The following is a 13543-nucleotide window of genomic DNA, read 5'->3' as shown; positions in this document are numbered from 1 at the left end:
ATGCCACCGGCTCCGACACCGCAACTGTAAATCTCACCGTTAACGACACCACCCCGAACAATGACCCGCCAGATGCGACAGCTGATAGTTATCTGTTTGATCAGGGTGAAAGCCTTGTGGTTTCCGCGCTGGACGGCGTATTGCGCAATGACAGCGATCCGGACGGAGATGCTCTGACGGCTACGCTTGAGACCGGCCCGGAAAACGGCACGCTAACCCTCAACCCTGACGGCAGCTTTTCTTACATCCCCGATCCCGGCCACCTAGGCAATGATAGTTTCACATATCGGGTGACCGATCCCTCAGGAGCCAGCGATATTGCTACGGTTTCGCTGAGTTCTTTAAACACTGCGCCTCTGATTACCACCGGTGACAGCCGGTTTTCCAAAACTATTGTCAGCACCGCAATGCCTTTGACACATATCGCACTGGCCGCGGATTTCGACCATGACGGCGACTTGGATATCGTCGCTACCTCCGAGCAGAACGATTCCGTTGTTTGGTTCGAGAATGACGGGACCTTCGGGTTTACCGAACATGTGATCGACGCGGCACTGGAATCATCTTATCCGGCCTCTCTGGCTGACTTAGACCAGGACGGGCATATGGATGTGTTGGTCGGCGGCTATCGCGAGGATGTCTATGCCTGGTACCGCAATGACGGTACAGGGAACTTCACCAAGACCGTGATCTTGAACGAGGATGGTGCGCATTCGATCTTTGCCGTCGATTTCGACGAGGATGGCGATCTTGATCTGGTTACCGCCGGGCAAGAGGCCAGTACCATTTCGTGGCACGAGAATGACGGCAACCAGAATTTCACCACTTATATCATCGATGCCGCAGCGCTGGCCGCGAAATCTTCGGTACCCGCTGATGTTGATGGGGACGGGGATTTAGATATTGTCGCTGCCAGCTTCGAAGACGATACGGTGGCTTGGTATGAAAATGATGGCAGCGAAAACTTCACCAAGCGGGTAATCGACACGACGGCTGACGGGTCCTATTTCACCACGGCTGCTGACATCGATGGGGATGGCGATCTGGATATCCTGAACGCCAGCAAGAACGATAACACCATTTCTTGGTACCGTAATGACGGTGGGGTGTTCACTAAGGCAACGATCACCACGCAGGCAGTGGCCGCACGCTATGTCGATGCCGCTGATATTGACGGAGATGGGGATATCGACGTGACCTCGGCCAGTGTCGATGACAACACGATCCGGCTGTATCTCAATGACGGTAATGGCAATTTCACCACTGTGATTGCGGATGGCAATGCCATTGGCGCCTATGGCGCGGTTCCGACGGATGTGAACGGTGACGGGTTGGTGGATATCCTTGGAGCCAGCAAGACGGATGGCACCATTTCCATTTTATTCCACGAAAAATTCCAGGCCGTTGATCTGGCGCCTGGCAACAGTCTGGCCATTGATGCAAACCTTTTATCAGCAACCGATGCCGAGCAATCGGCGGCCCTACTGACCTACACGTTGGATGCATTGCCCGAGCTGGGTGAATTACGCCTGGACGGTGTGGCGCTTGGTGTCGGTGACAGCTTCACGCAGGAAGACATAAATCTAGATCGGGTGGCTTATCATCAGATCAGCGCAGTTGAAGGCAGCGACAGTATTGTTTTGAAGCTGAGTGACGGTATAGCACCTAGCTCCACGTTTAGCATTGATCTGGATATCGCAACTCCACCACCTGCAAACGGGTTGATCTCAGACGATTTCGCCGCAGGTGTTCTTGATCCGGCCTGGACCATCGAAGGCCCATCGGGAATTTCGTCAAATTTTGGGACAACGGCTACAGACGCCTACCTCGCTCTGGTCACACCGGACGGAGCCTATGATGCATGGCATGTCAATAATTCCGCCCGCGCGACCCAATCAGTTCTGGACGTAGATTTCCAGATCGAGACCCGCTTCCTGACCACGCCAACGGAAAGATATCAAATTCAGGGATTGCTGGTCGAACAGGACGCAGATAACTGGCTGCGCTTTGATACTTATTCTGATGGCAATAAGTTCTATGCCTTTGCCGGCATCACTGTGAATGGCGCATCAAGTGTGGCCTTTAAGGTCGAGATTCCTGCCGGTACTGCACCTTATCTGCGCGTAGTGCGGTCGGGAGACGATTGGACGCTGGAGTATTCTCTCAACGGATCGACCTGGACAACAGCCGGCAATTTCTCTCATGCGCTGAACGCGACTAAAACCGGCGTATTCGCGGGCAATACCGGCGATGCGACTGGCTTTATTGCGCAAGTGGATTATTTTCAGACTTGGACCGATATTATTGAGGATGAAGACAAGAGCTTTACCCCAATTAATCAACCGCCGAACGCAATGGATGACAGCGGTCTGGTGACCCCCGTCGACACTGCTATGTTGATTAATGTCACTGCGGATTTGCTGGCCAATGACAGCGACCCCGAAGGAGACCCGTTTAGCCTGACAGCGTTTACGCAGCCAGCCAACGGTGCCCTGTTTGACAACGGTGACGGCACCTGGACCTATACGCCCAACGCGGGGTATTCTGGCTCGGATAGTTTCACTTACACCATCTCGGATGGCAGTGGCAGTGACAATGCCACCGTCAACCTGACTGTCGGTAATCCGATCAATGTCTGGTATGGCCAAGAACAGACCTTCGGTTCTCCTGGCGAAGGGCAGGTGTGGATCAACATTCTGGGCAATGTCGTCGGAGAAGTAACGGGGCTGACTTATTCGCTCAATGGCGGAGCGGATCGGGTATTGTCTGTCGGCGCAGATACCCGCCGTTTGCAGGATCCGGGCGATTTTAACATCGACCTCGCTTTTGCCGAACTCGATGGATCCGCAACTGACGATCTCATTACCATTACGGCCGACTTCGTAGACGGATCTACCGCAACTTATGACGTGACTGTTAAATATGAATCCGACAATGTCTGGAACCCCAATTACAGTATTGACTGGGAAACGGTCACTAATCTTCAGGATGTGGTTCAGGTGATCGACGGCACTTGGTCGTGGGACAGCACTGGCGTGCGCCCTGTCGATCTTGGATATGACCGTGTCTTGGTCATTGGTGATCAGGGCTGGGACAATTACGAACTGAATCTCACCGTTACGATGCATGATCTCGAAAATGTCGACCCAAGGGGGCGCGATGGCGGCGGCCTCGCCTTCGGCCTGTTGTGGAATGGGCATACAGACGAGCCTGTTAGCAACTTCCAACCAAAATCGGGTTGGGAACCCGGAGCCCTGTTGTTCTGGGAAGACAACGATCTGACGAGCTTCAGCTACCATTCCTTCTCCGAAACCCTTGGGCTCGAGAGTTTCAGCCTTCAGGAAGGGTTGACCTACAATTTCACGGTCCGAGTCGAACAGACCGGCATTTATGACCGAATCTACAGTATTAAGATTTGGGAGGTTGGAACGGCTGAGCCAACTGGCTGGACACTGCAGGCAACTGAAACTTTCAGCCTGGACGAAGCACCGGCCACAGGGTCGCTTTACCTCAACGCCCATTACTATGACGTTACTTTCGGCGATCTGACGGTCACCGAGATCACCGGCAGCGATATTATCCAGGGCGATGACAGCGCTGAGGTTCAGGTCGCCGTCGATACCGGGAGCGCCACGCCGGGCCTGGGCGAGGTGGATGTGTTTGTCGGCGCTGGCGGCGCGGATGTCTTTGTCTTCGGAGACGCGAACGGCACCTATTACGATGACGGGGTCGGGGCTGATGCGGGCGAAGACGATTACGGCTTTGTCTACGATTTTGCCTCGGGCACCGACCAGGTGCAGCTGTCCGGATCTGCCGCAGACTACATACTCAGTACGGATGCGCCGGGTCTATCACCGGGCACCGCGATCTGGCGAATTGGTGAAAATGGCGAAGCTGACGAGCTTGTCGGCCTTCTGAACAGTGTCTACGGGCTGGATCTCAACAGTGATGATTTCATCTATGCGGATACGCTTTTGGTCTGAGGAATGTAACAAATCATCATATTACCTCAATCGAGATACGGTACCGAGTAAATATTGTCAGTTTCCGGAGGAATGCTTCATTTCATAATATTGGCCTATTTCTTTGCCAGAGTCTCTTTGGCAAGATTACGATTACATTTGTGTTAACGGAGAATTTCCATGAAAGTTGCAATTCTCGCTGGGGGCAAAGGAACGCGTCTGGCAGAAGAAACCTCGATCAGGCCCAAGCCAATGGTCGAGATTGGCGGTATGCCCATCCTTTGGCACATCATGATGACCTATTCCCATTACGGGTATAACGATTTTGCGGTCGCCCTTGGGTATATGGGCAATTACATCAAGCGTTATTTCGCGGAATACGGAACGTTGGCGGGTAATATCACGGTCAACATGGGACATCCGGAACCGTTGGTCCGCCACGACCAGGATCACGCACCATGGACCGTCGATCTGATCGAAACCGGCGATGAAACCCTTACCGGTGGACGGGTCAAACGGCTGCAACCCTATTTGGGTGACGGGACTTTCATGCTGACCTGGGGTGATGGCGTGTCGGACGTGGATCTGCACAAGCTGCTGGCCTTTCACCGTCATCACGGTAAGTTGGCGACCATCACTGCGGTACGCCCGCCCGCCCGCTACGGGCATATGCGGTTCGAGGGAGATCAGGTTGTTGCGTTCGAGGAAAAACCGCAAACGGCCGAAGGCCGGATCAACGGTGCCTTTTTTATCCTTGAGCCGCAGGTGTTCGACTATATCGAAGGCGACATGGTCATGTTCGAACATGCGCCGCTGGAGAATTTGGCCAAGGACGGCCAGCTGATGGCCTATCGCCACGACGGGTTCTGGGCAGCGATGGACACTCTGCGCGACAAGCACAATCTGCAAAAGCTATGGGATTCTGGTGAGCGCCCCTGGGCGGTTTGGGAGAAGTAATTATGCGTGTTTTGGTAACTGGTCACCGTGGGTATATCGGTGTGGTGCTAACCCCCATGCTGGAGGCTGCCGGACATGAGGTTGCGGGTATCGACAGCGATCTGTACGAGCGTTGCACTTTCGCGCCGGGCGGAGAGATGCCACAGGTCCCGACGATCCTGAAGGACATCCGCGACATCGAGGCGGCCGATCTACTGGGTTTTGATGCCGTTCTGCATCTGGCGGCGCTTTCGAATGATCCGCTGGGCGATTTCCGCCCTGAAACCACCTATGAAATCAATTACGAAGGCACGATGAATGTAGCCCGCGCTGCTAAGGCAGCTGGAGTGTCACGCTTTGTATTCTCGTCCTCCTGCTCGAACTATGGCGCGTCGGGATCGGATTTCATCGATGAGACCGGGGCGTTCAACCCGGTGACGCCTTACGGCGAAAGCAAGGTCAAGTCCGAACTGGCGTTGGCCGAGATGGCGGATGACACGTTCTGCCCGACCTTCCTGCGTTCGGCCACGGCCTATGGTGTCAGCCCGCGCATCCGGTTTGATCTGGTGCTGAACAACCTCGTCGCCTGGGCGGTGACCACCGGCAACATCCATATGAAATCCGACGGCACGCCCTGGCGGCCAATCACCCATATCGAAGATATCAGCCGCGCTTTCCTGGCAACGCTGGACACACCCGTCGAAAAAATCCGCAACGAGGCGTTCAACGTCGGCGTGACCGAGCACAATTACCAGATCCGCGAACTGGCCGAGATCGTCGCCGATGTGGTTCCGGGTTGCGAAGTGACCTTTGCCGATGATGCTGGCCCCGACAAACGGTCCTACCGGGTGAACTGCGACAAGATCCAACGGATCATGCCGCATTTCAAACCGCAATGGGACGCCCGCAAGGGGGCGCAGTCGCTGTATGAATCCTATCTGGCGCAGGAACTGACGCTGGAAGAGTTCGAAGGCCCCCGGTACCAGCGGATCGGTCATATCAAGAAACTGATCGCCGATGACATCATCGACGTCACCCTGAAACATACCGAGAATGGCCTGTCCGCGCGCACCCCTGAAAACACACAAGAGGCCGAACCTTCGGATTTCGTGACCGACAGTGCGAAGGTCTGTTGCATATCCTGCGGTCACAAAGGACTGCAGCCCATTCTCGATCTCGGCCTGATGCCGCGGTCTGACGGCCTTCTGGAGGAAAGCGGTTTGGCCCATAAAGAGTCTCTGGTGCCACTACGGCTGGGATATTGCCCTGAATGCACGCTGGTGCAGCTGCTGGAGACCCGTCCGGCCGAGGAAATGTTCGGCGACGACTATGTCTATTTCTCGTCCTATTCCGAAGATCTGCTGAAACATTCCCGCGCAAACGCGCTGGAATTGATCGAGAAACGCAAGCTTGGGTCGGATAACCTGGTGGTCGAGATCGCGTCGAATGACGGCTATATGCTGCAGAACTTCAAGGGCGAAGGGATTCAGGTTCTGGGCATAGACCCGGCCTCGCAACCTGCTACGGCAGCGCGTGAAAAGGGCATCGATACGGTGATCGATTTCTTTGGCACCCGCGTTGCTGGTGAGCTGCGTGCACAAGGCAAGCGCGCCGATGTCATCATCGCCAATAATGTGGTGGCCCATGTGGCCGATCAGAATGATCTGGTGGCGGGCATGGCCGAACTGCTGGCCGATGACGGGCAGGTTGTGGTCGAGTTCCCTTATGTTCGTGACATGATCGATTTCATCGAGTTCGACACGATCTACCACGAGCATCTGTGCTATTTCTCGGTAGGTTCGGCCAAGACCCTGTTTGAACGGCACGGTCTGTATCTGAACGATGTGCGCCGGGTGGCAATTCACGGTGGATCTCTGCGGTTGTTCTTTGGCAAAACCGCAGCGCCCACGCAGGCTGTAACCGACATTCTGGCCGAAGAACATGACCTGGGGCTGGACCGCTTCGACTATTACAAAAGCTTCGGCGCTCGTGTCCGCGCCTTCCGTGATCAGGCCCGCAAGCTGGTGGGCAATCTGAAAGCGGACGGCAAACGCATCGCGGCCTATGGTGCGGCAGCCAAGGGCACGATCATGCTGAACTTTTTGCAGCTCAACGATCGGGCCATCGAATATGCGGTGGATAAGAACATCCACAAGCAGGGCAAATACATGCCCGGCGTGCGCATCCGCATTGATGAGCCGGAGAGGCTGATGGCGGACAAGCCTGACTATGTGATGATCCTGCCGTGGAATTTCCGGGACGAGATCATCCGCCAGCAGCAGGCTTTTTTGCAGGCGGGCGGCAAGTTTGTCGTACCGATCCCCGAACTGGAAATTGTCGAATCCTGACGGCGGAGGGTACATCTATGAGTGAACTGACCTGTTGCCCGGCTTGTGCCGGGCAGTCCCTGTCAGAAATTTACCGGCTGGATGCCATCCCGGTGCAAAGCTGCATTCTATTGGACACCGAAGACGAGGCGCGCAACTTCCCCCGCCACCCGCTGGTGCTGAAATTCTGTGGCGATTGCGGCTTTGTCTTCAATTCGGTTTTTGATCTGTCCAAGGTGGATTACGCCTCGACCACCGAAGAAAGCCAGCATTTTTCCGGCACGTTCAACCGGTTTGCCCGTGATCTGGCGGCCGAGGTCGCCTCGCTTTACGATCTTAAGGGTAAGCGGACGCTGGAGATTGGTTGTGGCAAGGGCGAGTTCCTGCAGGAACTGGCGGACCAGACCGGTACGATTGGGCTGGGTGTCGATCCCGGTTTCATCCCCGAGCGCCTGCCCGGCGCGGATGGGCACGAGATCACATTTCAGCGCGAATATTTCGACCCCGCCACCATTACCAAGACCCCTGATTTCGTTGCCTGCCGTCACACGCTGGAGCATATCCCTGAAGTGGGCCGGTTCATGCATGAGATCGCGCAGGTGATCGACGGACGGCCCGATGTGGGCGTCTTTTTCGAGACCCCGGATGTGTACAGGGTGCTGGCCGAAGGCGCGTTCTGGGATATCTATTTCGAGCATTGTTCATACTTCACTCAGGGCAGCCATGCCCGGCTGTTCCGGCGCGCTGGGTTCGATGTGACAAAGCTGTATCTGGCCTATGATGATCAATACATCATTCAATATGCCGAACCGACGGCCGGTCGTCCGGCGCTGCAGCAAGAGGATGATCTGGGTGCGGTGCGGGCACTGGCCGCCGTCTTCCCACAAAAGGTGGCCGAGATCCGCACCTACTGGACCAATTTCGTCCGCTCCCGCCACGGTGCGGGCAAACGGGTGGCAATCTGGGGTGGTGGGTCCAAGGGCGTGTCCTTCCTGACCACCAATGATCTAGGGGGCGAAGTGGCACAGGTCATCGACATCAACCCGTTCAAACAGGGCAAGTACCTGCCAGGTACCGGGCACTTGGTTAGTGGTCCCGAAAGCCTGAAGGACGCCCCGCCTGACACGGTGATTGTGATGAACCCGATCTACCTGCCCGAGATTGAGGCACAACTGGCCAATATGGGCCTGAAACCGGAGCTTGTCGCGGTATGAGCATGACCTGCCCCGTATGCGCCGCAAACAAGGCGCAGGATATCTTCCGATTGGACCATGTTCCGGTGATCTGTAACCAGCTCTGGCCAGATACCGCCGCCGCCCGCGCGGCCCCGGCCGGCATGGTGGATCTGAAACTGTGCCCAGATTGCGGGTTCATCTGGAACGGTGCCTTTGACCCCGCGCGCATGGTCTATGCTCCGGGATACGAAAACGCCCTGCATTTCTCGCCCAAGTTTCAGGCTTTTGCCGAAGATTTGGTCGCCGGGCTGGTGGCCCGCCATGATCTGAAGGGCAAACATGTAGTCGAGATCGGTTGCGGCGACGGGCATATCCTTGACCTGATGGCCCAGAACGGCGTGGCCACCGCCACCGGTTTTGATCCGTCGATGGAAGGACAGGAGACGCCCTTTACCGCTCGCGACAATGTCGAGATCGTGGGGGAATACTTTCGCTCGGATCAACTGGACCGTCCGTTCGACGCCATTCTCTGTCGCCACGTGCTGGAACATGTCGATGAACCCGTTCCACTGCTAAGCGATATCCGCCGTGCCATCGGGGGCCGCGACGTGCCGGTCTATTTCGAAGTGCCCAATGCCGGCTGGATGCTGGATGCGGTGTCCATGTGGGATGTGATCTATGAACATGTCGGGTACTGGAGCGCCCCTGCCATAACCACCCTGTTCCGCCGCACCGGGTTTGAGCCGATCTCGGTCAGTGCCGGATACGGCGACCAGTTCCTGATGGTCGAAGCACGGCCTGCCACCCGTGAACCGGATTATCTGGACGCCGGAGCCGCCGAGATCGCACGCGCCGCCCATGCCTTTGGCCGGGCTGCCACAGCAGAACTGGATCGTTGGCGTGGCCGGCTATCGGGCTTTGACGGCAATGTGGTCATCTGGGGGGCGGGGTCCAAAGGTATCACTTTTGCCAACGCTCTGAGCGATGCGGCCCGTCCGCTAGCAGCGCTGATTGATCTGAACACCCGCAAACACGGGCTGGTGGCCCCCGGTGTGGCCCTGCCGGTTATCGCCCCCGAGGCCTTGCCGGGTATCAGTCCCGATCTGGTCCTGATCTCAAACGCGCTTTATGAGACCGAAATCACCGAACAGGTGCGCGGCATGGGTCTGAACCCGGAATTCTCTGTCATCGCGAGATAGCGAGTCTTAATCAGCTTTCCTGTGTTACAGGAAGATTGAGCCGATCTTCTGCATTTTGCCGGGTATGCGGCCAGAGGGGCACTGTCCGCCCCAATGTTTTGGCAAGATCCAATTCTGATTCTTGAAATTCGATATCCAGCTGCGCCAGGAGATCCCGTTCGGTATCCGATTTAGTACGACCCGGTTTGCGGGTGTTGAAGTAGAGGTACGCCGGCTTAAGTGATCTGCGAATCCAGCGCGGCAGTTTTTTTCGGGAACGGTGCAAAAGCTTGTGCAACCCGCGATTCCTCAAAGTGATGCTCTCATTTTGTACCGGAAAACCGTAACTGTCATAGAAGGATTCATCCAATCCAAGCTGCTGCGCAATGTTGCGCAACATGCCAGGAGCATCTGCCACGAGATCCTCGAACAGATACACGTTCAGGCGCTCCGGTCCAACTATGCCCTGCCATTTTTGAATGTAGGGTGCATACTTGCTGTGATCGATCGCATGCTGCAACATTGGCCGATGGCGCAGAACCGTCGATTTTTCGGCGCGTCTAATTTCATGCACGAAGTCGGCAAACCCCATATCCGAATCGAGCGCCACCTTGTTGTTCTTGGCATAGTTATAGAGAGAATAGATTCGAGCCGATGGCTTTCTCAGAATGAAGATGACCCGGCTGTCCGGAATGCTGCCAATGACCGATTGTGCGGTTTTTTGATAGTAATATTGTGGCGAAACATCGAGTAGATATTTGGTGCGATCCTGACTTAAATCCCGGCGATAAAAACGGGCATACCCAGCCAACCCTTTCGCTAAATAGCCGTCCGGACGGCACAGTGGATCGTCCGAATCCATTAGGAAGCGTAGTTCATTTTCTGTGCTTCGTCCGATTTGTGGATGGTCGCCCAACCAACGCAGCAACGAAGTGGTTCCAGCTTTGGGAACTCCGGTTACAAAGAGATTTGGTACTTTTGGATCACGAAACATGGAAACAATAACTCACATCCAGATAGGCCTCAAAAAAAGGGCCACCCAAAAAATTCTTTCGTATAGATACCATACGGCCCCCTTTTCTAACATGTATGAATTTTCACTATCCGACTTTAAGGGTTTTTTACTTATTGGCATTCCCTAAGGTCAACTTCGCCGTGAAGTGTGGCTACCGGCGGAAAACTTCTTCCAATCTCACATGTTCTGAGCAACTCGCCGCCTAAATTGTTACATCAAAACGGACAAGAATTGCCCCAGTTTTGTCCTATTGCTATGCGACCAAGTAAGCATTGGGGGTGAGTAGTATCAGAAGGACAGAAGTCGACCTGACAGGTGGGTCGGCACTTCGATCATCTTGCCAACTTAGTGAGTATTTTGCCCGTCAGCATGACGTGTTTATGGGCGTGTTTCTGTATGACTGAACCAAATGTGCATAACAAATGCAGCCTGAAAGCTGCGGGGGAATTTCCACAAGCGCCCACTCACGCGCAGGAACCCTCGCTCGGGGATGGCAGCTTCAATCAGGAAGACGAGAAACTACCATGTCAGAAATCTACGTATCAAGCCAGGCAGAATTGCTCTCGGCACTCTCCAAAGCGTCGGGTGGCGACACAATCCTGCTGAAATCCGGTGATTACGGATCAATAAAGTTAGATGGTCTGAAATTCGATGACTATGTGACCATCAAATCCGCAGACGGCAATATGGGGGCAGAATTTGATTCTGTCGATTTTTTTGGGTCAAGCTACATACGCCTTGATGGTGTAACAGTTTCGTCACCAATGGCTCAATCTGCTATTGAGATTTCCGCCAGTGATCACATCGCTATCATTAACTCTGAGATCCACGGCCCCACCGACCAACCGTATCCGATCGAAGGTCCGACTTTTGGTATCTATTCTCACGACAACAGTGATACGATCACGATCTCAGGCAACGACATTCATCACGTTCTGAACGGTGTCGCTAACTTTGCAGTCACCAACCTGACGCTGACCGAAAACAACGTAAACTATATCGGCGCAGACGCGTTTAAATTCAGCGGAGTCGACGGCGGCGTGATCCAGAATAACATCGGGCCGACTCATTTCTATCCCTCCGACGATGCCCATGCCGACTTCATGCAGTTTCAGGGCAACCCGTCCAGTAATCTGGACATTTCGGGTAACGTCCTGCTCCTTCAAAACCGATTTGATATGCAGGGCATCTTCTTTGGCGGCAAAGGCGGCCATAACAACCTGAATATCGAGCAGAATATCATCTATACCCAGATGGGAAATGGTATTTACATCAATGATGGTGATGGCAGCACAATCACGATCTCCCACAACACACTAATCAATGCACTCAGCACGACCGGCCCGGTCACCCGGATCGCTGCCCCCTCGGGTTCAACTGTGGAGTATAATATCCACTCCAAAAAGAATGGCGAACTCAGCGGCGATAACATTGTTATGCAACACCTCGATCCGAGTGACGAGTTTTACTATTCGGATTTGTTCGTTGGCCTGCTGGACGGCAAGGGCATCACGATTGAAGACCTGCAGCCCGTCGAAGGTAGCCTAGCGGAAAGCTATGGTGCTTATGACCGCCTCATGGAACTGCTCAACGGAACAGAGGGTGACAATACCGGAAGTCAGCCCACACCAGAACCAGAGCCGACGCCGGAACCAGAACCAACGCCGGAACCAGAACCAACGCCGGAACCGGATAGCGGAAACACTGACCAAGGGTCCGTCGTCACCCCGACACAGGGCACCATATTTGCGATGATGGGCGAGCGCGAAATTGCCGGATCTGGTGATGTGTTGGAAGCCGCACATTCCAAAGATCTGGAAGTATCTTCCGGAACACTCGCCTTCTCGTTCAATGCCGATACGGTCTCGGGCACGAAGGGGCTGGTCTCCAAGGATGCTTCTGGCGACGGCCATCATTTTACCAGCTATATCAAGCAAGGCAGTCTCTACATCCGTTTCCAGGATGGTGAGAACACTGAAACGATCCGAGTCAAAGGTATCAAAGCCGACACTGATTATGATGTGCAGGTGGCAGTTGGCGAAGGCGGAGCAACCGTTTGGTTGAACGGTTCTATTGCCGGAGCAGTCTCTACGGATATGGACTGGTCGCAGAATACGGAATACCTGCAGATTGGCGGCATTGGTTGGGCTTCCCAATCAGGCGAAGACGGGTTCAAGCACACTTTTGATGGCACCATTTCAGATGTTGTACTTGTAGAAGGACTGAAAACCCCGGACGAGATGGGGGCAATCATGGCCGGAGAGGGAACTTCACCTGGTAGTGATCAGGACTCACCGGTCGTGGACGAACCGCCTGTTTATCCAAACTCTGTCTTCAGCATGGAGGGTGATAGCGAATTTTTCGGTTTCACCAAAGATATCGTCAATGAAGCGCATAAGTCGGCTTTCGAACTCAGCGAAGGTACCATTTCCTTCAGCTTTAATGCCGACAGCGTCAACGCCCGCCAGGGCCTGATGTCGAAGGACGCGTCAGGCTACCAAGGTGGTGGCGATCATTTCTCGGCCTGGATACATAAGGGGACCCTATATGTCCGTTTCCAGGATGGCGAAAATGATGCCCTATTCAAGGTTGATAACATCAAAGCCAACCAAGAGTACGAAGTCACCGCCTATTTCCAACAGGGCGAGGTTGGCGTGTACTTGGATGGTGAACTACTCGGAACCGAAGTCCTGAATATGGACTGGACCGATAATGCTGAATATCTGCAGGTTGGCGGTCTTGGCTGGGCTAGTGACACTGGCGATGATGCCGTGGGATATGCTTTTGACGGTACAATCTCTGATGTTGCGATCTTCGACGAAGTATACACACCACAGGATATTGACCTGATCGTGTAAAAGAGATGCGGTAGGAACTGATCTTAAATCGGGCCGGAAATCACAGGGTTTCCGGCCCGATTTAGTTTTGAGCAGCATGTGCAAAAAAAACC

Annotated in this window: 7 protein-coding genes; 6 read left to right on the top strand and 1 reads right to left on the bottom strand. The window is 54.5% G+C overall.

Features of this window, described 5'->3' with window-relative positions; translation table 11 throughout:
• The 5 genes from AC2FFH_RS21535 to AC2FFH_RS21515 form a co-directional block, all read left to right on the top strand.
• On the top strand, positions 1–3983 hold a 3983-nt coding region (locus AC2FFH_RS21535), incomplete at its 5' end, for an FG-GAP-like repeat-containing protein (RefSeq protein ID WP_496845285.1).
• 159 nt (positions 3984–4142) lie between these two features.
• Positions 4143–4919, top strand: a complete 777-nt coding sequence (gene rfbF, locus AC2FFH_RS21530) for a glucose-1-phosphate cytidylyltransferase (RefSeq protein ID WP_496770325.1) — start codon at positions 4143–4145, stop codon at positions 4917–4919.
• A gap of 2 nt (positions 4920–4921) precedes the next feature.
• Entirely contained in the window at positions 4922–7246 is a 2325-nt protein-coding gene (locus AC2FFH_RS21525) for an NAD-dependent epimerase/dehydratase family protein (protein ID WP_496770321.1), read from the top strand.
• Positions 7247–7263: 17 nt separating this feature from the next.
• Entirely contained in the window at positions 7264–8439 is a 1176-nt protein-coding gene (locus AC2FFH_RS21520; RefSeq protein ID WP_496770318.1) for a class I SAM-dependent methyltransferase, read from the top strand.
• Positions 8436–9599 carry a class I SAM-dependent methyltransferase gene (locus AC2FFH_RS21515; protein ID WP_496845284.1) on the top strand — a complete coding sequence of 388 codons (1164 nt, stop codon included), beginning with the start codon at positions 8436–8438 and terminating at the stop codon, positions 9597–9599. The genes AC2FFH_RS21520 and AC2FFH_RS21515 overlap by 4 nt, the downstream gene beginning before the upstream one ends.
• Positions 9600–9609: 10 nt before the next feature.
• Here AC2FFH_RS21515 and AC2FFH_RS21510 read toward each other — a convergent pair whose 3' ends face one another.
• Complete coding sequence (locus AC2FFH_RS21510; RefSeq protein ID WP_496770312.1) at positions 9610–10572, bottom strand: sulfotransferase family protein; 963 nt, start codon at positions 10570–10572, stop codon at positions 9610–9612.
• Positions 10573–11117: 545 nt separating this feature from the next.
• Between AC2FFH_RS21510 and AC2FFH_RS21505 the strand changes: the two genes are divergently transcribed.
• Positions 11118–13451 (top strand): LamG-like jellyroll fold domain-containing protein, encoded by a 2334-nt coding sequence (locus tag AC2FFH_RS21505; protein ID WP_496845283.1) that lies wholly within the window; start codon positions 11118–11120, stop codon positions 13449–13451.
• Positions 13452–13543 lie beyond the last annotated feature (92 nt).

It is taken from the genome of Ruegeria sp. YTSC003, assembly GCF_059609785.1.
The sequence above is the reverse complement of the archived record's forward strand: the minus strand, read 5'-3'. Positions and strand labels throughout refer to the sequence as shown.

Excerpts from the sequence above, each read along its gene's own strand:
- rfbF (WP_496770325.1), top strand. The coding sequence starts at position 4,143 with ATGAAAGTTGCAATTCTCGCTGGGGGCAAAGGAACGCGTCTGGCAGAA.
- AC2FFH_RS21525 (WP_496770321.1), top strand. The coding sequence starts at position 4,922 with ATGCGTGTTTTGGTAACTGGTCACCGTGGGTATATCGGTGTGGTGCTA.
- AC2FFH_RS21520 (WP_496770318.1), top strand. The coding sequence starts at position 7,264 with ATGAGTGAACTGACCTGTTGCCCGGCTTGTGCCGGGCAGTCCCTGTCA.
- AC2FFH_RS21515 (WP_496845284.1), top strand. The coding sequence starts at position 8,436 with ATGAGCATGACCTGCCCCGTATGCGCCGCAAACAAGGCGCAGGATATC.
- AC2FFH_RS21510 (WP_496770312.1), bottom strand. The coding sequence starts at position 10,572 with ATGTTTCGTGATCCAAAAGTACCAAATCTCTTTGTAACCGGAGTTCCC.
- AC2FFH_RS21505 (WP_496845283.1), top strand. The coding sequence starts at position 11,118 with ATGTCAGAAATCTACGTATCAAGCCAGGCAGAATTGCTCTCGGCACTC.